The sequence below is a fragment of the Caballeronia pedi genome (assembly GCF_001544915.2).
In the GTDB taxonomy this organism is placed as follows: Bacteria; Pseudomonadota; Gammaproteobacteria; order Burkholderiales; family Burkholderiaceae; genus Caballeronia; species Caballeronia pedi.
Map to the genome: position 1 here is coordinate 123,290 of NZ_FCOE02000003.1, position 23,508 is coordinate 146,797.

At 64.5% G+C, this 23,508-nt stretch carries 14 protein-coding genes and 1 pseudogene; 10 read left to right on the forward strand and 5 right to left on the reverse strand.

What is annotated here, in order from left to right; translation table 11 throughout:
• Positions 1–66: 66 nt before the first annotated feature.
• From AWB80_RS05570 to AWB80_RS05585, 4 genes are all read right to left on the reverse strand, one after another.
• Positions 67–1,038 carry an AraC family transcriptional regulator gene (locus tag AWB80_RS05570; RefSeq protein WP_061173923.1) on the reverse strand — a complete coding sequence of 324 codons (972 nt, stop codon included), beginning with the start codon at positions 1,036–1,038 and terminating at the stop codon, positions 67–69.
• A gap of 155 nt (positions 1,039–1,193) precedes the next feature.
• Positions 1,194–1,643: a substrate-binding domain-containing protein gene (locus AWB80_RS45745; RefSeq protein WP_482764096.1), complete on the reverse strand. Its 450-nt coding sequence runs from the start codon at positions 1,641–1,643 to the stop codon at positions 1,194–1,196.
• Positions 1,644–1,691: 48 nt separating this feature from the next.
• On the reverse strand, positions 1,692–2,933 hold the full coding sequence (locus AWB80_RS05580; protein ID WP_167390429.1) for an ISNCY family transposase: 1,242 nt from the start codon (positions 2,931–2,933) through the stop codon (positions 1,692–1,694).
• A gap of 322 nt (positions 2,934–3,255) precedes the next feature.
• Positions 3,256–3,441 carry a hypothetical protein gene (locus AWB80_RS05585; protein WP_061173668.1) on the reverse strand — a complete coding sequence of 62 codons (186 nt, stop codon included), beginning with the start codon at positions 3,439–3,441 and terminating at the stop codon, positions 3,256–3,258.
• A gap of 248 nt (positions 3,442–3,689) precedes the next feature.
• Here AWB80_RS05585 and AWB80_RS05590 point away from each other — a divergent pair, with 248 nt between their 5' ends.
• From AWB80_RS05590 to AWB80_RS05615, 6 genes are all read left to right on the forward strand, one after another.
• Positions 3,690–4,781 (forward strand): ABC transporter ATP-binding protein, encoded by a 1,092-nt coding sequence (locus AWB80_RS05590; RefSeq protein ID WP_061173669.1) that lies wholly within the window; start codon positions 3,690–3,692, stop codon positions 4,779–4,781.
• Positions 4,768–5,892, forward strand: coding sequence for an ABC transporter ATP-binding protein (locus AWB80_RS05595; protein WP_061173670.1), 1,125 nt, complete (start codon positions 4,768–4,770; stop codon positions 5,890–5,892). Before AWB80_RS05590 ends, AWB80_RS05595 begins: the two co-directional genes overlap by 14 nt.
• Entirely contained in the window at positions 5,889–6,785 is an 897-nt protein-coding gene (locus tag AWB80_RS05600) for a carbohydrate ABC transporter permease (protein WP_061173671.1), read from the forward strand. The genes AWB80_RS05595 and AWB80_RS05600 overlap by 4 nt, the downstream gene beginning before the upstream one ends.
• Positions 6,775–7,587 carry a carbohydrate ABC transporter permease gene (locus tag AWB80_RS05605; protein ID WP_061173924.1) on the forward strand — a complete coding sequence of 271 codons (813 nt, stop codon included), beginning with the start codon at positions 6,775–6,777 and terminating at the stop codon, positions 7,585–7,587. The genes AWB80_RS05600 and AWB80_RS05605 overlap by 11 nt, the downstream gene beginning before the upstream one ends.
• Entirely contained in the window at positions 7,587–7,868 is a 282-nt protein-coding gene (locus tag AWB80_RS05610) for a DUF2160 domain-containing protein (protein ID WP_061173672.1), read from the forward strand. Before AWB80_RS05605 ends, AWB80_RS05610 begins: the two co-directional genes overlap by 1 nt.
• 102 nt (positions 7,869–7,970) lie before the next feature.
• Positions 7,971–9,710, forward strand: coding sequence for an ABC transporter substrate-binding protein (locus AWB80_RS05615; RefSeq protein ID WP_061173673.1), 1,740 nt, complete (start codon positions 7,971–7,973; stop codon positions 9,708–9,710).
• 161 nt (positions 9,711–9,871) lie between these two features.
• Here AWB80_RS05615 and AWB80_RS43860 read toward each other — a convergent pair whose 3' ends face one another.
• Positions 9,872–10,048, reverse strand: coding sequence for a hypothetical protein (locus tag AWB80_RS43860; protein WP_160147409.1), 177 nt, complete (start codon positions 10,046–10,048; stop codon positions 9,872–9,874).
• Between the two features lie 544 nt (positions 10,049–10,592).
• On the opposite strand from AWB80_RS43860, the gene AWB80_RS05630 reads away from it, so the two are divergent.
• The 4 genes and pseudogenes from AWB80_RS05630 (at position 10,593) to AWB80_RS05640 (ending at position 23,506) form a co-directional block, all read left to right on the forward strand.
• Positions 10,593–19,703: a VCBS domain-containing protein gene (locus AWB80_RS05630; RefSeq protein WP_208635607.1), complete on the forward strand. Its 9,111-nt coding sequence runs from the start codon at positions 10,593–10,595 to the stop codon at positions 19,701–19,703.
• Positions 19,704–19,718: 15 nt separating this feature from the next.
• Positions 19,719–21,107 (forward strand): annotated as a pseudogene (locus AWB80_RS44590) (VCBS domain-containing protein); the annotation flags it as partial.
• Positions 21,108–21,129: 22 nt separating this feature from the next.
• A complete protein-coding gene (locus AWB80_RS05635) occupies positions 21,130–22,758 on the forward strand; it encodes a TolC family protein (RefSeq protein ID WP_244206410.1) in 1,629 nt (542 codons plus the stop codon).
• Complete coding sequence (locus tag AWB80_RS05640; RefSeq protein ID WP_061173676.1) at positions 22,739–23,506, forward strand: efflux RND transporter periplasmic adaptor subunit; 768 nt, start codon at positions 22,739–22,741, stop codon at positions 23,504–23,506. The genes AWB80_RS05635 and AWB80_RS05640 overlap by 20 nt, the downstream gene beginning before the upstream one ends.
• Positions 23,507–23,508: the final 2 nt, after the last annotated feature.

Here is a 23,508-nt window from a genome sequence, read left to right on the forward strand (position 1 = left end):
AACAAGTTAGGTATCCTTTTCAAGAAGTCTGTTATCGGATGCCCGGCGCCGCCATTGCGCCGCACACTAGCCGGCGATTTCCGGCATCTCGACCTGTTCGATCGAATCAGCCGCGCTCGCGGCGTTGAGCCGTTGATAGGTGCGCCAGCGTGTCGGCGACATCTGCTTGAGCAACAGGAACTGGCGATTGAAATTCGAAAGGTTATTGAAGCCGACCTGATAGCAGATATCGGTGACGCTCAACTCATCCGACATCAGCAACTGGCAGGCCAGGTTGATACGCAGCCGGTTCACGTACTGGACGAACGGCACACCCGTATGGCGGCGGAAATACCGCGAGAAGGCGCTTGCGCTTTGTCCGGCGAGCTCCGCCAGTTCGGTCTCCCGCAACTCCTGCGAGAGATTCTTCCCGATGAACGAAAGCACATGATTGATGCGGGTCTCGCCGTAACGGTCGGGGTCGGCGCGATATGCGGCGCTCGCGAGCTTTCGCGGTTCCTCGCTCTGGGCAAGCAACTCGAGCAACGCCGCCAGCAACCCGATACGCCGCATGCCCTGCGCGCCGAGCATCTCGCGCATGATCGGTTCGGCGGCCGCGCCCGTCTCCTGTGTGAAGAGCAGGCCCCAGCGCGATGAATCGAGCAGCGACTCCATGCGCCTGAACTCCGGAAACGCCTCGGTCGCGCGTGAGACGAATCCGGCATCGAATTGCAGCACGAGGCAGCGTTCGGCTACGCGATCGCCGCCCGGAACGTTGCTGACCCAGTTGTGCGGCAGGTTCGATCCGACCATCACGAGATTGCCCGGCGCGAAATTGCCGATGTGATCACCGACGAAGTATTTGCCCGTGGTCGCGGTGATGAGATGGATCTCGTACTCGGGATGAAAGTGCCAGCGCACGGTGCGATAGGGATAGCCATGCGACCATACCTTGAACGACTCATCGCGCGGGACGGCGACCAGTTCCAGATCGGGCTCGGTCGCTTTGGCGCGACGGGCATCGTCGTTGTGCGCGGTCGTCTCCCGGTTTGCTGTCATACGTTGTCTCCACGGCTTTTTGTGCTTTTGCGCAGCGCGTTTCATCGCGTCTTGCCATGACTGAAAAGTAGCCCTTTCGGTGTCATCTCACCACTTAAAATAACACCGCGAACTGATACTTTCTTGCATCGGGGTTAGTCCTTAGCGTGAGAAAGTCAACTTTTGTGCAAAGCAGCAGCATGCGGACGGTGACGACGCGCCCAGCGATGCGTGCGGCTATTCGGCGAGCCTCGCGCCCGCACGCCGGACGATTCACGCATCACAAGTTCCGGCAGGGCCGGCACGACCCACCGCGCGCTTTCCTTGCTCCCGAGATGTGCGAACAACAACTCGACCGCCCGCAGCGCCATGTCATCGAGATGCAAATCGACCGCGGTTAGCGGCGGCCGGCAGCGTCGCGCGCATGCCGTCGTAGCGTGTGACGACCTTGATGTCCGCGGACACGCGCTTGCCGGTCTGCGCGATCGCCTGCGCCGGACCCGAACGCGAACGCGTCCACGAGCGCGCAGAGGTCGTTCACCTCGGGATGGCCGCGCAGAAATTTTCCGAAATACAGATGGATTCCTAATCAATTTGAGTGCTCTAAATCGGTTTTCTGCAGTCACATCGAAAACGAAGAAAAGCGCTTGCCACCTCGGGGGCCGCGTCGGCCGTTAGGTGATCAATTCGAGGTGGCGCGCCCCGTCTGGCACCGCGTCGGCGACGAGCCGGCGATCAAAGGTCGCGAGCGTGCCGCCATGCGCGCGTGCGAGCGCGAGTATAGTGTCCGAGGATCGCATGTGATCGGGCAGGGCGTCTGCGTTGACGTCGCTGGCCTGTGCGGCCCGATCGGTTGCGTGCTTGGATATCGATGTCACGGTTGCGTGCGACGACATTTGTACAATGACTTGTTCAACATCGGCTTGCGTAATCTCGCGCTGCTTCTTCGTGCCAGGCACGCGCTCATGCGTTTTGGCCCCTGGCCTCGGAAGCGGCCGATGCGCGTCAAATTCGCTGCGTGGCGGCTTGGCAAAGTGCGCGTTGTAAGTGGCCATGAAGCTGGGCGCATAGGCGTTGGCTTGTTCGACGGTGCTGATGCCGCGCAGGCGCAACTCCTTGACCAACCGGTCCTGCAAGGTCAGGTGTGCACGCTCCACACGCCCCATGGCCGAGCTCGAATTGGCGCAGAACGTATCGATGTTCAGCTCAAACATCGCGCGACCGAATTGCGTGGTGCTATGACCCGTCTTGCCCGCAGTCGCGCTGCGAAATACCGTGGCCTTGTCGCTGTAGAACGCGCCGGGCTTGCCGTAGCGCTCGACGTAGGCATGCGTGGCTTCGAAATAGCTGAAGGTTGATTCGGTCGCCGTGAAGTGCAGCATCATCAACTGGCTGGTGGCGTCGTCCACGTACACCAGCAGCGTGCATTGCGACGCGCGCGCCTCGAACCAGCGATGCTCGCAGCCGTCGATCTGGATCAACTCGCCCCGGCACGAACGGCGCGCGCGCGGCTGATAAACCTTGGGCGGACGCTGCCGGCGCGGAACCCACAAACTCGCGTCGATCATCAGATGGCGCACGGTTTCCTTCGCCAGCCGGATGCCGTGGCATTCGCGCAGCTTCTCGCACGCCAGCGTCGGACGAAAATCGGCATAGCGCTCGCGAATGATCGCCAGTGCCCGATTGGCCGTTGTTGCATCCAGCCGGTTGTTGCTGGGCCTGGCCCGCCGTCGTGAGATCAAGCCAGTCGGTCCGTGCTCTCGAAAACGCGCCACCAGGCGCCGAATCTGCCGCGTCGTGAGCGCCAGCCGTTCGGCCGCACGCCCAGGCTTCAGCCGACCGTCTGCGATGTCCTGAATGACCTTGAATTGATCAAGTTCCCGCATGTTCATCGTGATCAGTCCGTTGTTCGCCATCGAAGCCTCCGTCGCCGCGCAACCCGCGACCGGCCAGCTTACGGGGGCACAAAGCGGACATTACAACGCAGCCGTTACGATCCCAAAATGCGCTAATTTATATTATGTCAATATAACCAAAAGAGCCAAAATACGGAGCCAGCCCCACCGCGCCACGATGGCAAATTGCAAGCAGTCCGTGCGCAATGCTCCCGGACGTGCGCGGACCGCCGCTTCAGACGCGTAGTCACCGGTTGCGACTTTTGTGCGCACGAACTCGGCCATCTAGTCAGGTAACGTGATGCTCATCTGCACCAGAGCGCCGCTTCGCTTCCGCAACGACTTACGTGAGCCCCTCGTTGCCAGCTTCCAAGAACGCGGTTACCGAGACCATCTGCCCAGCGGAAACGGTCAGAACATCGATGATCCCCAGACGCTCGTCCTCTGGCTCCAAGTTCATCCTCGCCCCTGTCCTGCCGTTTTCCCAGTCCGCGTGTGCCGCAGGTGGCAGATCAAACGTGCTTTGCATGATCGTCGCCGTCGCGTATCGAAGATCGAGTCAACGCTACATCTCAACCCCTATCGCATGTCGATCTCCCCCAACCCGCCGAGGATGTTCTCTATTTCTTCCTGTCGTAAGGTTTACCCCGATTTAAACGCAAACCAACAAAAGGGACATTTTGGCTGCTGCATGTAATCGAAGTGCAATCCAATTGACGCCACCTTAAAGCGCCGGCTTCTGCGGCTGGCGTCGCGCACGCCGCAAAGGAGAGCTATTTGGTCCTGGAACTGGAGCAGGTCAGTGTCGTTTCTGGCGGGCAACCGTATCTGTACGGCGTGGATTTGCGCCTCGTCCCGGGCGCCATCAATGTGCTTCTCGGACCCACTCAGGCCGGCAAAACTACGCTGATGCGCGTGATGGCGGGTCTGGACAGGCCGAACGACGGCCGAGTACTCGTCGACGGCCAGGACGTGACAGGCGTCAGCGTGCGCCAGCGCAATCTCGCGATGGTCTACCAGCAGTTCATCAACTACCCGGCGATGACGGTTTCCGAGAACATCGCCTCGCCTTTGCGCCTGCAAAAAACCGACCCTGCCGAAATCCGCCGACGCGTGCAGGAAGTCGCAGCCAAACTGCATATCGACCATTTGCTGGAGCGGCGGCCAGGCGAACTGTCGGGCGGCCAGCAGCAGCGCTGCGCGCTCGCGCGTGCACTCGTGAAGCGCACGTCGCTGGTGCTGCTCGACGAGCCGCTCGTAAATCTCGATTACAAACTGCGCGAGGAATTGCGCATGGAACTGGCTACGCTTTTCGCTGACGGCAAGACGACCGTCGTCTACGCGACCACCGAACCTCTCGAAGCGTTACTGCTGGGCGGCTATACGGCAATCGTCGATAAAGGCCGGGTTCTGCAGTTCGGTCCCACTCTCGATGTCTATAACGCACCGGTCAACGTCGCGGCCGCCGCCGTTTTCAACGACCCGCCGATGAACATGCTGACGAGCGACTGCGGCAACGGCCGCGCGCGTCTGCCGATCGGCGTGGAGGTTCCAGTCCAGCACGGCCCCGCTGCGAACGGCGCATGCCGCATCGGCATCCGGCCGGGGCACCTGCGTCTTCAGGCGAAAGCCTCTCATGCGATCGCCGTTCCGTGCCGGCTCGAACTCGCTGAATTGAGCGGCTCGGAAACGTATCTGCACTTGCGCACGCTGACCGGCGCGGTCGACCTGGTCGCGCAGTTGCAGGGCGTGCATCCGATCCAGCTCGGCACGCAGCTCGACGTTTTCATCGACCCTGACGAACTGTTTGTGTTCGGCGCGGACACCCAACTGGTGTCCAGCCCGGAGGCGGCTTATGGCGTGCATTGAGTTCCAGAATCTCGCGCACGCGTACGGACCGAACCCCGCGACGCTCGACGACTACGCGCTTCAACCCATGAGCATGGTCTGGGATGCCGGCGGCGCTTATGCGTTGCTCGGGCCGTCGGGTTGCGGCAAGACCACGCTGCTGAATATCGTGTCGGGGCTGGTCAAGCCGTCGGAGGGCAAGGTGCTGTTCGACGGACGCGACGTAACGGCGCTCGGCGCACGCCAGCGCAACATCGCGCAGGTGTTCCAGTTCCCCGTGGTCTACGACACGATGACCGTGTTCGATAACCTCGCGTTTCCGCTGCGCAATCGCAAGATGTCAGCCGCCGAGGTCACGAAGCGCGTGCACGAAGTCGCGGATATCCTCGATATGACGCGCGACCTGCCGCTTAAGGCGAGCAATCTGGCCGCCGACGCCAAGCAGAAAATCTCGCTTGGGCGCGGCCTCGTGCGCAAGGACGTCGCGGCGATTCTCTTCGACGAACCGTTGACTGTGATCGACCCCGCGATGAAGTGGATGCTGCGCCGGCAGTTGAAGAAGATCCACCAGCAACTCAAGCTCACGCTTATCTATGTGACGCACGATCAGGTAGAAGCGCTGACTTTCGCCGATGAAGTCGTGGTCATGACAAATGGCCGCGTCGTTCAGAAGGGCGGAGCCGATGCGCTTTTTCTGCGGCCGGATCACGCTTTTGTTGGCTACTTCATCGGCAGTCCGGGCATGAATCTCTGTCCGGTCGAGCTCGACGCCGACGGCGCAAAAATCGGCTCGCAGCGCTTGCCGCTCGACCCCGGCACGCTTGCGACGCTACGTGGCGCGCATCAGCAGGCAAACGGCGCGCTTAAACTGGGGATTCGCCCGGAGTTCGTCCGCCTTTCGCAGGAAGGAGGAGCCGGCGCGGTCAACGCGCGGGTGCTGCGCGCGCAGCAGCTCGGCAACTATCAACTGGTCACCGCGCAATGCGACGGCAATGTGTTCAATGCGAGGCTCGAGCCGCATGTGCGGGTTGTCGACGGACCTGCCTGGCTGCATCTCATTGCGCCTGAAACCGTGTTCTTCTGCAACGACGAAAGAATCGAAACACGCATCGCTGAAGGGGCCGCGCGATGAACAAGCCCGTCAATCAGAAAGCGTGGTTGCTGGTCCTTCCGGTGTTCATCTGCGTTGCGTTCTCCGCGATCCTGCCGCTGATGACGGTCGTCAACTATTCGGTGCAGGACATCATCGGCCCGACGCAGCATGTGTTCGTCGGTACGGAGTGGTTTCGCAACATCATGACCGATCCGGATTTGCGCGAAGCGCTCGGCAGACAGGTCCTTTTCTCCACGTGCGTTCTGCTGTTTGAAATTCCATTGGGCGTGGGCCTCGCACTTTCGATGCCGGCTTCGGGATGGCGCGCATCTGCCACGCTCATCGTGCTTGCCATGCCGTTGCTGATTCCATGGAACGTGGTGGGCACGATCTGGCAGATCTTCGGGCGCCCGGATATCGGACTGCTCGGTTACTGGCTCAATAGTCTTGGCTTCGACTACAACTACACGGCGAGTCCCACAGCCGCATGGCTCACCGTGCTGGTGATGGACATCTGGCACTGGACCCCGCTCGTCGCGCTGTTGTGCTATGCGGGCTTGCGCGCGATTCCGGACGCCTTCTATCAGGCCGCGGAAATAGACGGCGCAAGCCGCTTTGCGGTATTCCGCTACATCGAATTGCCGAAGATGCGCGGCGTGCTGATGATCGCCGTGCTGCTGCGCTTCATGGACAGCTTCATGATCTATACCGAGCCGTTCGTGCTGACAGGCGGCGGTCCCGGCGATTCCACAACCTTCCTCAGTCAGTATCTGACACAAAAAGCAGTCGGCCAGTTCGATCTTGGCCCGGCCGCGGCTTTCTCGCTGATCTATTTCCTGATCATTCTGCTGCTGTGCTTCATTCTCTATAACTGGATGAGCCGCGTGGGCAAAGGTGGCCTCGCCGCCCAAGGAGACGACCATGCAGGATAAGCGCCGCTGGATGCGGACGTTAATGCTCGTCGTCTATATGTTGTTCGCGCTGATTCCGCTTTACTGGATGTTCTCGATCTCCCTGCGCACAAACGAGGAAACCATGTCGACGTTCGCCACGCTGCCGCAGCACGTGACGTTCGAAAACTACAAGGTGATCTTCACCGATCCTTCGTGGTACTGGGGCTACATCAATTCGATCATCTACGTGCTGATGAACACGGTGATGTCGGTGCTGGTCGCACTGCCTGCCGCTTACGCGTTCTCACGCTATCGATTTCTCGGCGACAAGCACATGTTCTTCTGGCTGCTCACCAACCGCATGACGCCGCCCGCCGTATTTTTGCTGCCGTTTTTCCAGCTCTATTCGAGCGTCGGTCTGACCGACACATACATTGCCGTCGCACTTGCGCACATGCTGTTTAACGTGCCCCTTGCCGTGTGGATTCTCGAAGGCTTCATGTCGGGCGTCTCGCGCGAAATCGACGAAACCGCCTACATAGACGGTTACACGTTTCCCGCTTTCTTCGTGAAAATCTTCCTGCCGCTCATCAAGTCGGGCGTCGGCGTCACGGCTTTTTTCTGCTTCATGTTCAGCTGGGTCGAACTGCTGCTCGCGCGCACGCTGACTTCGGTCAACGCGAAACCTATCGCAGCCGTGATGACGCGCACCGTGTCGGCGGCCGGCATGGACTGGGGCGTGCTGTCGGCGGCGGGCGTGCTGACCATCGTTCCCGGCGCGCTGGTGATCTACTTCGTGCGCAACTACATCGCGAAGGGTTTCGCGATGGGGAGAGTGTGATGTTCACGTGGATGTACTGGACGCCCGAGGTGGCGATCTTCTTCGGCTGCATCGTCGTCATGCTGGGCGGCATGACGGTATGGGAACTGCGCTCGCCGACTCATGAACGCAAGGGCTTTCTGCCTATCGCGACGACTCGCGGTGATCGCCTGTTCATCGGCTTGCTGACTGCCGCGTATGTGAATCTCGCGTGGCTCGCAATCAGCGCCGAGGGCTCGAGTACCTGGCCGGGCTTCGCAGCCTCGGTGCTGGTGTTGCTCGCGATCATGTGGAAGGGCTAGAAAGCCGGCGCATGCGATGAAGACTGACAACTGCCGGTTCCGCTGATGCCCCCAGCGGGCGCCGACAAAATCGAAGGGGCACGGAAGACACAGGAGAAGACCATGCATCAGAGGAGACGGATCGTCGCGCTGGCAGTGGCAAGCATCGTGTCGGGTGCCTTCGCGAACCAGGCTCTCGCGGGCACGCCTGAGGCGCAGAAATGGGTGGATAGCGAGTTTCAACCAAGCACGCTTTCGAAACAGCAACAGATGGACGAGATGAAATGGTTCATCGACACCGCGGCGAAACTCAAATCGCAAGGCGTCAAGGAAATTCATGTCGTGTCGGAAACGATCGACACGCATACCTACGAATCCAAAACACTTGCCAACGCGTTTAGTGAAATCACCGGCATTCAGGTGAAGCACGACATCATTCAGGAAGGGGACGTCGTCGAGAAATTGCAGACCTCGATGCAATCCGGGCAAAGCATTTACGACGGCTGGATCTCGGACTCGGACCTGATCGGCACGCACTATCGCTATGGCGTGATCGTTCCGCTATCCGATTACATGGTGGGCGAAGGCAAGGAATATACGAACCCCGGTCTTGACCTCAAGGACTTTATCGGCACGAGTTTTACGACCGCGCCGGACAAAAAGCTTTATCAGCTTCCCGACCAGCAGTTCGCGAACCTTTACTGGTTCCGCGCGGACTGGTTCGCCCGCAAGGACTTGCAGGACAAGTTCAAGGCGAAATATGGCTACGATCTCGGCGTGCCGGTCAACTGGTCCGCGTATGAAGACATCGCCGAGTTCTTTACGAACGACGTGAAAAACATCGATGGAGAGAAAGTTTACGGTCATATGGATTACGGCAAGAAAGACCCGTCGCTCGGCTGGCGTTTCACGGACGCATGGCTTTCCATGGCGGGCGCAGCCGACAAGGGCATTCCGAACGGCATGCCCGTCGACGAATGGGGCATTCGCGTGACGCCTGACGGCTGTCATGCGGTAGGCGCGTCGGTGTCGCGTGGCGGTGGCACCAACAGCCCGGCAGCAGTCTACGCGACGACCAAATACATCAACTGGCTCAAGAAATACGCGCCGCCAGAAGCGTCGGGCATGACCTTCAGCGAAGCGGGCCCTGTGCCCGCGCAAGGCCGGATCGCGCAACAGGTGTTCTGGTACACCGCGTTCACGGCGTCGATGCTCAAGCCGGGCAACGTCACGAATGCGGACGGCACGCCGAAGTGGCGCATGGCGCCCTCCCCGCACGGCGCTTACTGGAAGGACGGCATGCAAAACGGCTATCAGGACGTCGGCTCGTGGACGTTCTTCAAGTCGACGCCGCCGAATCAGCGCGCCGCCGCGTGGCTGTACGCGCAGTTCGTGACGTCGAAGAGCGTGTCGCTCAAGAAGTCGATTGTCGGTCTCACGTTCATTCGCGACTCCGACATTCATAGCGACTACTTCACGAAAAACGCGGACAAGTACGGCGGCTTGATCGAGTTCTATCGCAGCCCGGCGCGCGTCGCGTGGACGCCGACCGGCAACAACGTGCCCGACTATCCAAAGATGGCGCAACTCTGGTGGAAGAACGTCGGCACCGCCGTCGCCGGCGAAAAGACTCCGCAGGCTGCAATGGATAACCTCGCGAAGGAAATGGACCAGGTGTTGTCCCGTTTGCAGCGGGCCGGCATGAAGGTTTGCGCGCCGGAGCTGAATGCGCAAAGCGATCCGTCCAAGTGGCTGTCGGACCAGCACGCGCCGTGGAAGGCGCTCGCCAACGAAAAGCCGAAGGGCGAAACAGTGAAGTATGAGCAACTGCTGTCGGCGTGGAAGGCGGGCAAGGTGCGGTAAGTTTTTTGACGGCGCTCGGCGCTCTTATGAACGGGCGGCACTCGATGGTGCCGCCTTTTCTACGTGTTGCTGCACATGCGCCATGCGGCCGGAACGTTCATCAACGATCCCATGCCGACGATAACAACGCCGAGTGCCCGTAAATGAAGTTGTCATGCACCCTAGTTCGTCAGTCTGATCGCCGGCTCCGCGTCCTGTCTGGCATGTGCAGCGTCGGCTTTCATGTTGCCCGGAATCGGCGCGAGTTCAATCGTCACCTTGTCGAGTTTTCCGGTAAATGCAAACGGCATCTGGTCCGTGTAATCCGCAAAAACTGCCGTGCCGGTATCTTCGCCCACGTCCATCGCGTCGCGGCAAGCCATCCGTCCTTGTAGATTGCACGCGCCCCGGCCATTTCGAAATACTGGACACGGCGTCGACCAGGCGCGCCGGCGTTGCTCTGGTCGAACGTATAGAGCATGCCGATACCCGACAACGCCAACTGCGGCCCGCCCCGCGCCTACCCTGATTGCCTGCGATCCCGGCCGCTGATCGGTAGATTTCTGATCCATATAGCGATAACACAAACTCGTACCGCCGCGAGGAGAAAATACTCAATGCTCGCCATCGGCGCTTGGATGATCGCGACGGCTCGCGAATAATGCCTCGCGCAGTGCGGCATCGCGATAAGGGAAATAATCTTCAACCGCGTGGTTGCGTTCGGGGCCAACCTTAATATATTTACGTATACAAATTTATTCGAAAGAACGAGATCCATTTCGCGTGAAGCAGAAATACGGAACTGTTTCGTTTCGAATATCGAAATATTCGCCATGCCTCTGACAACCGAGGCATAAAGATCCGGGTTGCCGGTTTTAATTTCGTCAGCATTGCGAGGCGAAAATGGCCGATCTGTTGCATTTCCCGAGCACTGCACTGCACTTGCGGCCGCGCAGCGAGGCCCTGGCGCTCGAACAGCGCATTTTGTTCGACGGCGCCGCGGCCGCTGCGGCCGATCATCAGCATCACGCGGACCCCGCACACGCTGCGGCCACAGGCGAGCCCGCCGCCGCGCCGGAGGTGCGCCCGAGCACGACCGCGCCGCCCGCACCCGTTGCGGCGCCACCTGCCGCAACGCCCGTCACGCCCCGTAACCTGGTGGTGTTCGACAGCCGCGTCGAAAACGGCAGCGAACTGCTCGCGCAAGCGCCGGCCGGAACGCAGGTTCTCGTGGTGCAACCCGGACAGGACGCCGTCGGTGCGATCTCGGCTGCCCTGGCCGGCATGGGCCACGCGGATTCGGTGCAAATCTTCTCGCACGGCGCGACGGGCCAGTTCACCCTCGGCAATCAGACCTTCACGAGCACGACGCTCGCACAGCTGGCCGATGCCCTCGGCACATGGCGCAGCCATCTGAACCGCGACGCGGACATCGAGCTGTACGGATGCGACATCGGCGCGGGCGATGCGGGCAAGGCACTCGTGCAGACCCTCGCAAGCACGACGGGCGCAACCGTCGGCGCATCCGACGATGCAACCGGCAGCGCCGCGCTCGGCGGCGACTGGACACTCGAAGTGACGAGCGGCACGCTCGACAAACCGATCGCGCTCTCCGCCTACGCGCTCGCGCACTACGACCACCTGCTCGCCGACGCAAGTCCGACGGTCACGCTCGGGACCGCCACGCAGGACGTCCTGCTCGGCAATCAGTTCTCCTTCGGTGTCTCTTTCACGAACACGTCGACGCAGGTCGGATACGGCCCTTATGTCGATCTCCTGATGCCCTCCACGGGCCGCGACGGCAACGATGGCGTCACGTTCGTCTCCGCGAGCTATCTCGGCCAGGCGGTCACGGCCTTCACCATCACGTTCGATGCCAACGGCCGCGCGGTGCATCCGCTTGCGAAGGACGCGAGCGGCAACGCGCTCGTGGTCAACGCCGCCACGTACGGCCTGCGCCCCGGCGATGCGCTCGTCGTGCTCGAACTGCCGTTCGCGAGCGTCGCGCAGGGGCAACCCGCGATCACGGTGCAAGTCAACGCGCAGTTGAGCAATCTTGCCGACACGGCGTTCTCCAACAGCAGCCCCGACCTGACGATCGGCGCGCGCGGCGGATTCCAGTTCGGCAACGACTCGCTCGACAATCCCACGGCGGACCCGACGATCATCGAGGCCGCGCTGCGGGACTTCACCGTGCATCCGACCGTCGTCTCGCTGACGCAGACCGTCAACACGCCCGAAGGCGAGACGGCCACCGGACCCAACTTCGTGCGCACGGAGACCGTCACCGCGACCGCCGCCACCGGACAGACGCTCACCGATGTTGTCATCAATCAGGACGTCCCCGCAAACGTTCAAATCACCGCGATCACGCCGGGCGCGGGCGGCACGATCACGTCGCTCACCCTGGAGGACGGGTCGGTGTTGACCAACGCAACACTCATCGACGCGGCGATCAACAGCGACACCGTGTTCATCCGTTCGTACTCGGTGGAATACGCGAGTCTCAGCGGTTCGGTCGATACCGTGGTCAGCTTCTACGTGCCGCAGACGAATGCGTCCGGCGCCAGCGTGATCAATCCGACCACGGGCGCGCCGGTGAGCATCGCGTTCGGCACGGCATCGGGAAGCGGCCAGTGGGTCCCGCTCGATCCGCGCGATCTCACGCCGCCGGATACGAGCATCGCCTTCACCGACACCGCCGATGGCACCGGCACGACCTTCGTCGCCAAGGCCGCGACGCTGGAGAAGCAGGTCAGCGAGCAAACCGACACCGGCACGGCGGGCGTCACGCCCGGCGATACGCTCGCCTATGCCCTCGATGTCGCGCTGTCCGATTACTTCGCGCTCGGCAAGACGCAGCTCGGCGCGGGACAGTTCATCGTGACGGACCAGCTCGGCGATGGCCAGACGCTCACCGGCACACCGACGTTCACCTACACGCAGGACGGCGTCACGCACACCATCGCGCTCGTCTCGACGCGCACCGTCAACGCAAACGGCACGACCACGCTCGCCTTCGACATCGGCGCGTCGATCGCGGCGGCGGGCGCGTTGCGGCCCGGCGCGCTGGCGGGCGACATCATCTCCGATGGCATCAGGCAGGGCGCGACGACTGCTCGCATCGACTATCTCGCGGTGGTCGGCCAGCGCTACGCGAGCAACTACACACAGAGCGACATCAACGAGGGCGATTCTTTCGGCAATCACGCGACCGTCGCCGCGACGCTGCTGCTCGACCGGCTCAACCTGACGGGCGGCTCGCTGAGCGATGACTCGTCGACGACGAGCACGGTGCCCACGCATCAAGTCGACATCGCGCTCGTCACGGTCAACGGGACGACGCCGCCCGCAAGCGGCGAGCTGAATCCGGGCGACGTCGTCAGCTTCAGCCTGCGCTACGACCTCGTCACCGGCGACTACGAGCGGTTCTCGATCGCGGCCTATCTGCCGCTGCCGCTCCTGAGCGCGACCGGCATCAACTGGACGCAGGGCAGCGGCGTCGGCCAGTGGAGCTTCGGCGCGGCCAATACGAACGCGGGCGGCCTCGTCAGCGTGACCGAAGGCAGCGGCAACTCGCTCGTGTTCGACTTCGGCAGCTTCGCGACGAACGCCACGGGCGGCAGCACCATCCAGATTCTCTTCACGATGCGCGTGGGCGATCAGCCTTACGCCGATCAGCGCTCGTTCGACGTGCTCGCGCAGTCGAATCAGGTCACGACGATCGCGCACACGCCGCTCGTATCGTCCGATGTCGCCGCAGTCGCCTCCGTGGCCGAACCGGTGCTCGACATCCGGCAGGGCGTCGTGTCGAGCAGCGACGGCACCGTGTCCGGCACGAGCGGAACCTGGAATGCGCCGGGCAGTACCGGCGTGCCCTTCGCGGGGTCGGTCACGAACGTTGCCGCCGTCGACGGCAACGTCAGCGGCATCGACGGCGGCGATACCGTGCGTCTCGCCACCGCGATCAAGAACACGGGCGGCGGCGGCGCGTTCGACGCCGCGACCACCGTCACCCTGCCCAGCGGGCTTCAGTTCGTCGGCGGCAGTCTCGCGGCGGCCGATCTCGCCATCTATCGCGGCGACGGCACGCGACTGACGGCCGGCGTGGACTACAGCGTGAGCGGCAACACGATCACCTTTCTCGACGCAGGCGGCGTCGCGACGCTGACTGCCGGACGCGCCGGCACGGCGGCGGATCAGGCGGGCTCGAACGTCGTCGTCATCACTTACGATGCGACGGTCGTCAATGGCATCGCCGCTGGCAGCACGCTGCGGACGAGCGCCGCGCTCACGCATTACGCGAGCGTCGAGGGCGGCACGGACTTCACGCCGACCGATCTCACCGACACGGCCAACGAGCAGATCGCCGCCCCCACCGTCAGCGTGCAGTACGGCGGGGGCACCCTCGACGACGCCGATTCGAGCGCTAGCCACACGACCGGCAGCGACCTCGTGATCGGCGAGAGCATGACTTACGACATCGTGGTGACGCTGCCCGAAGGCGGCACGCGCAATCTGCGCGTCGACGACCTGATTCCCGCCGGCCTGCGTCTGGACACGAGCTTCAACGGCGGGCTCGGCTATCAGATCATCACGACCGCCGCGGGCAGCGCCGCGCTCGCGGCGGACTTCAACGGCAGCGTGAGCGTGGCGAGCCTCGCGGCCTTGTCGGGCCAACTGGGTGCGGACGGCGCGGGCGCGCGCTGGACTTTCGCGACCTCCGCCGCCACCGCCGACAACAACGGCGCGAACGATTCCTTCGTGATCCGCGTGCATCTGGTGGCGAGCAACACGACCGGCAATCAGGCGGGCGTGACGCTCGCCGACCCCGGCCGGCTGGTCTACAGCGATCCGGACGGCGACACGCCCAACGGCGCGGCCGCGCTCGATCGCACCGTCGCGCAGAGCGGCGCTGCGCCGGCCGTCGTGATCCGCGAGCCGACGCTGCAAGTGACGCAGACGACGCCCGCGCTGCCGCGCTTCGGTGTCGATCAGGGCGACACGGTCGAGTACGACATCACGATCAGCAACGGCGCGGCCGCAACCGATTTCAACGCGTTCGACGTGAGCTTTCTCGATACGCTGCCCGTGCAGCTCGGCAATCTGGCGATCGTCGGCGTCACGTATCAGAACGGCGCGACCAATCACGGCGGCCCGGATTTCGAACTGGCGAGCGGCCAGTTGCGCACGGCGGCGGGCGCGAACGTCGATATCGCGAAAGGCGGCAGCGTGACGATCCGCGTGTCCGGAACGGTGCTCGCGTCGGCGGCGAGCGTGCCGTCGTTCGACAACACCGCGACGGCCCGGTGGACGAGCCTCGACGGAACCACTTCGGCCAGCGCCGATCCCGCTGGCGAGCGCACCGGCGCGGACGGCCTGCTCAACAGCGGCGCGCTCAACGATTACCGCACGAGCGCGACCCTGACGGTGCCGGTCGCGCAGGTGGTGACGATTTCGCGCGTGGGCGGTGTCGCGGACACGCCTGCGCCCTCGCCCACGGACGCAGCGGACGAAAGCGTCACCGTGGGTGAAGTGATTCGATACCGCGTGGTCTCGCTGCTCGCCGAGGGCGCCACCAACGACTACTCGTTGCAGATCACGCTGCAGAACGGCCTGCGGTTCATCAACGACGGCACGGCGCGCATCGTCTTCATCTCGAACAATGGCATCACGACGGACCTCACCAGTCTCATCACCGGCGGCGCGCTCAACGAAACCGGCAACGAAACGAGCCCCGAGGCGCTGCCGATCACGCCGGACCTGTCGGGCGCCGCGCCCACGGGCGTGCTCAACGCGGCGAACATCAGCGTCGCCACGGACGCGAACGGCAACGAGACGATCACGTTCCGGCTCGGCAATATCGTCAACCCGGACAACGACGCCGACCTCGAAGGCATCTCGCTCGAATTCAACACGCGCGTGGCGAATCAGGCATCCAATGTCGCGGGCGCGGCGCTCACGATGAGCGCCGTCGACCGCTCTGGCACCAACCTGCTGTCGACCGCGGATTCGGTGCGCGAGGATATCGTCGAGCCGAATTTCACCGGCGTGCAGAAGCAGGTCTACGGCTTCGATCCGGGCGTCGGCGCGAACAGCGGCACGGCTCAGGTCGATGTGCGCTTCACGCAGAGCGGCACGTCACCGGCCTACGACGTCGTACTCACCGACAGCTTCACGGGCGCGACCGGCTATACGTTCGACCATCTCGTCATCAACGGCACGACGTACACCGCAGCGCAGCTCGCGGGCATCGGCGCGGCGGTGGACACGAGCAACGGCCTTCGCCTCACCTTCGCCGAACTCGCGGTGAACAGCCAGGTGCAGGTGTTCTACTCCGCCGATGTGCCCAACGGCGCGCCCATCGCACCGACCAACGCGACGCTCACCTGGACCAGCCTGCCCGACAGCTTCACGAACTGGGGCGGTTCGGGCATCGGCGTCGCGGGCACGGCGGACGGCGAGCGCACCGGCGCGGGCACGAGCCCCAACACCTACGTTCGCACGAGCGCGGCGGGACTCGGCGTGGTGAGCGGCACGCTGTGGGACGACACGGCGTCCGCGACGGCATCCGCCACGCCCGACGGCCCCGGGCTCGCCGGTCAGAGCGTCACGCTGACCTGGGCGGGCGTCGATGGCAATCTCGCCACCACCGCCGACAATCTCGCCTACACCGCCACCACCGACGCGAACGGACACTACGCATTCGGCGTGCTGCCGCTCGGCGTCTACCGCATCCAGGCGCCTACGGGCACGATCACGTATCCGCAGCCGGTCGGCGCGCTCGCCGTGCGCATCGACAGCGACGCGGCCACGCCGCTCGGCACCATCGGCTTCACGCTCGCGGATGGCGGCACGGCGAGCGCCAATGCCGGCTACGTCGAGCAGAACGATGCGCCCGTCAACACGCTGCCCGCATCGCCGACCGGTCTCGAAGACACGACGCTCGGTCTCGCGGGCATCACCGTGAGCGATGCGGACGCGGGCAGCGGCACGCTTCAGGTCGCGCTCAACGTGCTGCACGGCACGCTTTTCCTGAGCGCCCTGCCCGCCGGCGTCGCCGAATCGGGCGATCACACCGCGATGCTTACGCTGACGGGCACGCTCGCTTCGCTGAACAGCGCGCTCGCGAACCTGCAATATCTCGGCAACGCGAACTTCAACGGCCCGGATACGCTCACGGTCAGCACCAACGACCGCGGCAACTTCGGCGACTTCAACGGCAACGGCATCCCGGGCGAAGCGGCCGATGCGCGCATCGCCATCAGCACGCTGCCGATCACGATCACGGCGGTCAACGACACGCCGGTAGCCGTCCCCGATGCGGCGAGCGCGACCGAAGCCGGCGGCAACGCCAACGCGCAGCCGGGCGTCGATCCAACCGGCAACGTGCTCAACAACGATACGGACGTCGATATCGCTACCAACGGCGACGCGTTGCGCGTCGTGCAGTTGGCCAACCAGAGCGGCGCGAGCATCTTCCTGCCGAACGTGGGGCGCGGCGTCATCGCCGGGCTGTATGGCACGCTGAGCCTCGGCGCGAACGGCGGCTATCAGTACGTCGTCGACAATGCCAATGCCGCCGTGCAGGCGCTGCGGCTCTCCGGCCAGACGCTGACCGAACGCTTCACCTACGTGATCGACGACAGCGCGAACGCGAGCGCCAGCACGACGCTCACCGTGACGATCCACGGCGCGAACGACACGCCGATCGGCGTCGACGACAACGGAACGGCTACCGAAGCGGGGGGCGTCGCGAACGGCACGCCCGGCAGCAATGCGATCGGCAACGTGCTCACCAACGACACCGACGTCGACAGCGCGGCGAACGGCGAGACGCATCGCGTGACGGGCATCACGAACCGGCCCGAAAGCGCGGTCGACGCGCCGCTCGCGACGGTCGCGGCGGGCACGACGAGCGGCAACGGCACGAGCATCGCGGGCGCGTTCGGCACGCTGATCATCGGCGCGGACGGCTCGTATCGCTATGTCATCGACAACAACAATGCGCAGGTGCAGGCGCTCGTACCCGCCGATGCCCCGCTCGTCGATACCTTCACCTACGCGCTGGCGGACGCGGGCGGGCTCTCCGATCTCGCCCAGTTGCGGATCGAAGTCCACGGCGCGAACGACAATCCCGTCGCGAGCAACGACGCGGGCGCGGCGAGCGCCGGTTCGGCCACCACCGGCGTGAATCCCGTCGACGCCACCGGCAACGTCATCACGCAGGCGAGCCGCCCCGGCGCGACGACGCAACCTGGCGGCAACGGCATCGACACGGACGTCGACCATACCGACAATCCGAACACGCTTCTCGTGGTGAACGGCGTCCGAACGGGCGCCGAAGCGGCGGGCGGTAGCCTCACGGCGGTCGCCGTGGGCACGAACGCCGCGAACGGCACGAGCATCGCGGGCCTGTACGGCACGATCCGCATCGGCGCGAATGGCGCGTACGACTACACGGTGAACAGCAACAACGCGGCGGTGCGCGCGCTCGCAGCCGGCGCGACGCTCACCGAAACCTTCACGTACCGCATCGTCGATACGAGCGGCCTCACCGATCAGGCGCAACTCGTCATTACCGTGCGCGGCGTCAACGATGCGCCGACGCCTCAGACCGACACGGGCCGCGCGGTGGAGGCAGGCGGCGTGAACAACGGCACGCCGGGCGTCGATCCGTCGGGCAACGTGCTCGCCAACGACAGCGATCCCGAACGCGACCCGCTTACGGTGACGGCGATCCGCACGGGCGCGTCGTCGGGCGCGGGCACGGCGGGCACGCTGGGCCAGCCGCTGCGCGGCACATACGGCAGCCTGACGCTCGGCGCGAATGGCGCGTGGCAATACGTCGTCGACAACGCCAACCCGAACGTGCAGGCGTTGCGGCTCGCGACCGACATTCTGACCGAGCGCTTCACCTACACAGTTGCGGACTCGCATGGCGCGGCGGCGCAGGCCGAGCTGGACATCGTCATTTCTGGCAAGAATGACAACCCGGTCGCGCAAAACGACGTGGCGAGCGCGATGGAAGCCGGCGGCACGCTCAACCAGACGCCGGGCGTCGATCCATCGGGCAACGTGCTCGTCAACGACACGGACGTCGATGCCGGCGACACCAAAGCCGTCGATGGCGTGCGAGCCGGCGCCGAAGCCTCGCCGGGCAGCTTCGCCGCCGTCGCGGGCGCGACCTCTGTGGCGGGCACTTACGGCACGTTCACGATCAACCCGGACGGCAGCTACACCTACGTCGTCGACAACAGCCTGCCTGCCGTGCAACGCCTGATCGTCGGGCAGAGCGTGCAGGAGACCTTCACCTACCGCATGCACGACGCAGCAGGCGCGAGTGACACGGCGCAAATCTCCGTGCAGATTCGCGGCGCCTTCGATGCGCCCGTCGCCCGCAACGACTTCGCCATTGCAGCGGCGAACAACGGCAATGGCAGAGCCTTCGACGCAGTCGGCAACGTGCTCACCAACGACACCGACGTCGACCAGACCGACGCGCTCATCGGCAACGCGGCCCGTTCCGGCAGTGTGGGTCTGGGCGGGCCGTTGTCGGCGCTCGTGCCGGGCAGCAGCAGCAGCGTCGACGCGACGATTCTGCAAGGGCAGTTCGGCACGCTCTTCATCGGCGCGAACGGAACCTATGTCTATCGCGTGGATACGACCAATCCGACGGTCATCGCGCTGGGTCCGCTGCAAACCGTCAATGACGTCTTCACGTATCAGGTGCGCGATCGCGGCAACCTCACGGACCTCGGGCAGCTCACGATCGTCGTGCGCGGCCGCAACGATGCGCCCGTCGTCCGCGACGACGCCGCAAGCGCCGTCGAGGCGGGCGGCGTGAACAACGCGACGCCCGGCGTCGATCCATCGGGCAACGTGCTCACCAACGACTCGGACCCCGACGGCGACGCCATCCATGTGAGCGCCGTGCAGGGCGAAAGCGGCGCGGTCGGCACGCCGCTGCGAGGCGCATACGGCACGCTGACGATGAACGCCGACGGCACCTAGCGCTATGCCGTCGAGAATGCATCGGCTGCGGTGCAGGCGCTGCGCACGAGCGGCCAGACGCTGCAGGACGTGTTCACTTATACGAGCGAGGATTTTCTCGGCGCGCAGGGCACGGCGCAATTGCGCGTCACCATCGAAGGCCGCAACGACGCGCCCGTTGCGCGCGACGACAGCAGCACCGCGATCGAAGCCGGCGGCGTGAACAACGGCACGCCGGGACGCGACGCCACCGGCAACGTCCTCGCCAACGATACCGACGTCGACAGTGCGGCCAATGGCGAGTCGAAGCAGGTCGCGGGCATCGCGAACGACGCGGGCGGCAGCGCCGAAGCGGGACACGCGCTCGCGGGGCACTACGGCACGCTCGTCGTGAATGCGAACGGCGGCTATGACTACGTCGTGGATAACGGCAATGCGGCCGTGCAGGCGCTGCGCACGAGCGGCGACACGCTCACCGAAACCTTTGCGTACCGCATGCGCGACACGGCCGGCGCGACCTCGCAGGCCACGCTCACGCTCACGATCCACGGCGCCGACGACACACCCGCCCCGCACGACGACAGCAACGTCGCGAGCGATCAGACGCCCGCGCCGCAGGCACGCGGCAACGTGCTCCCGAATGACGGCGATGTCGATGCGAACGATCATCTCGACGTCGCCGGCGCGCAGTCGGAAACCGGCGCGACCGCCGCGCCGGGACATGCGCTGGCGGGCCGCTACGGCACGCTCACGCTGAACGCGGACGGCACGTACACCTACGCGATCGACCTGACGAACCCGCAAGTGCTGGCGGCGGCCGGGCTCGGTCAGGTGCTGGCGGACACGTTCACCTACACCGTGAGCGACACCGCGGGCGCGACCGCGCAAGCCGCGCTGGTGATCCATCTCGACATCTCGTCGCCCTATATTCCGCCAGCGGGCGCGGGCCCTTACTGGAACCAGGCGCTCGCGACGACGGGCAACGTGCAGACGGAGCAGAACATCGTGCCTGTCGTGCTCGTGACGCCCGTCGTCGAGGCGGATGCCGTGCGCGCGACCGAGCGCGCTCGCGAGGCGGACGGCAGCCAGATCGGCTGGCCGCTCGAACCCGACACATCATTGGCGTCCCGCACGATGCCCGAGCTTCAGCCTGGCGAATTCGTCGGCCGGACAGTACGCGACAGTCAACTCGCGAGCACCTTCGATCAGGCGTCGATATTCGGCCGTCACGGACGCGTGAGCCTCGATGCGGACGGTCTGCTCGCCGACCCTTCGGTGTTCGCCGCGCTCGCGAACCATTTGACGGACGGCATGCATCCGCCCGTCGAAAGGGAGCCGGTAAAGACCGCGCAAGGCTTCGCGTCGCAATTGCATGAAGCCGCGCGCAAGCTGCCCGCGATGCGCGGCGGCGCGGCCAGCCGCTAGCTCTCGAACGAGGATTCGCGCCATGCCAAGACATCAGCCGTATCTGTCGGGCGCTGCGGTGGCCTTCGCGCTGTCCCTGCTCGCGGGCTGCTCGTCCCTCCAGCCGCAACCTGCGACGACCGACCAGATCCGCGACCGCGTCGTCACCGACCAGCTCGCCATGTACGACGCGCAGGAGCCGGTCAAAGGCCCCATCACGTTCTATCAGGCCGCCGCGCGCGCGCTGAAGTACAACCTCGACTACCGGCTCAAGCTGATGGAAAGCGCGCTCGCCGCGAATCTGCGCGATGTCTCGACCAATGCGCTCTTGCCGCAACTGGTGGCATCGGCGGGCTATTCGTATCGCAGCAACGACTCGGGCGGCACGTCGATCGGCATCGAGGATCGTCAGGTGAGCTTGCGGCCGTCCACCTCGGAGCAGCGTTATCACGAACTGGTGTCGCTCGGCATGACGTGGAACCTGATCGACTTCGGCATGGCGTATTACCGCACGCAGCAACGCTCCGACCAGATGCTGATGGCCGAGGAGCGCCGCCGCAAGGTCGCGCAGAACGTGCTTCAGGACGTGCGCAACGCCTACTGGCGCGCGCTGTCCGCGCAGCGCCTGAAACCCCAGGTCGATCAGTTGATCACGCGCACCCAGGCCGCGCTGCGCAATGCACACGAGGCGCAGGACAAGGGACTCATGCCACGGCAGGACGTGCTGGCGTATCAGCGCGCGCTGCTCGACGCCATTTCGCTCTTGACCGTGCGCCGCCAGGATCTGGAATTCGCGCAGGCCGAGCTGGTCGCGCTGATGTCGCTGCCGCCCGGCACGCCGCTCGTGCTCGCCGATACCAACGACGGCGCGCTGCCGCTGCCGCCCTTGGCCACGCCGCAGCCGACGCTCGAACTGATCGCCTTGCAGAACCGCCCGGAGATCATGGAGGAGTGGTATCGCAAGCGGGTCAACGAGAACGACATCAGGATCGCCAAGGCGCAGTTGTGGCCGAACATCGGCATCGACATGAATGTGAACTACGACTCCAACACCTATCTCTACAACAACTATTGGGCGGCGGTGGGCGTGCGCGTGTCGCTGAACCTGTTCCGGCTGCTGCAACTGCCGGCGCTCAACGAGCAGGCCGTCTCGCAGGAGCAGACCGACAATCTGCGGCGCATGGCGCTTTCGATGGCGATTCTCACGCAAGTGCGTATCGGCTCGCTGCGCTATCAGCTCGCGTTGCAGGAACTGAGCTTCGCCGACGACAGCCTGCGGGTCGATCACGATCTCCTCGATTACGCCAACGCCGCCCGCACGTCGTCGATCGGGTCCGAGCTGGAAGTGATCCGCGCCGAAGGGCGTTATCTGCTGTCGCGCTATCTGCGCGAGGCGGCGTATTCCGACTGCCAGTCGGCGTGGGGACGGCTCTACAACTCGCTCGGCTATGACGTCATGCCCGACGCCATCGCGAAAGACGATGTCGATACGCTCGCACTCGAAATCAAGCGCACGATGACGCGGCAGGAGGAGTATCTGCCGAGGCTTCCCGCTCCCGATTCGGCCGCGCCGCTCGCGCCGTTCGGGCAGATGTCGCCGCCCGCGCCTTCGATGGAGCAACCGCTCGTCGCCCATCCTGCCGGAGCGAGCGATGCCGTATCCGTGCGCTGAACGCTTTCGGCGCGCGGCCGCGCTTCTGCTGTTCGTCCTGCCGCTTGCGCAGGCCGCGAAGCCCGCCGGCGATGGTCTCGACGATCCCAACGCGATCCGCGTGCTGCTCGCGCCCAGTCTCGAAACCACGCTGTCGAGCGAGATGAACGGCACCGTCACCGATCTGCACGCGTCGCTCGGCAAGCCGATCGCGAAGAACGCCGTGATCGCGCAGATGAACTGCGCCGAAGTGCAGGCGCGCGCGAGCGTCGCGAAGGCGGAACTCAACATGGCCACGCAGAATCTCGCCGCCAAGCGCAGCTTGCGCGACCTGAAGGCCGCGGGCGACATCGAGGTGGCGATGGCGTCCACCGATGTCGAAAAGGCCAAGGGCGCGCTCTCGCTCGCGAAAGCGCAGCTCGGCTATTGCCAGGTGACCGCGCCGTTCAGCGGACGTATCGCGAAGGTGTACGTCAAACCGTATCAGACCGTCAGCGCGGGCACGCCGATCGTCGATCTGGTCAGCGACGGCGCCCTCAAGGTGCGGCTGAACGTGCCCTCCGCGCTGCTCGTCAAATTGCGCTCGGGCAGCCGCCTCGACATCACGATTCACGAGACCGGCAAGACCTATCCGGCGCACGTGAGCGCGGTCAACGCGCGGGTCGACGCGGTCGCGCAGACGGTCGAACTCGAAGCGCAGCTCGACGGCGCGCCGCCGGATCTCGTCGCGGGCATGAGCGGCGTCGCGCGGATTCCGGCGAGTCCATGATC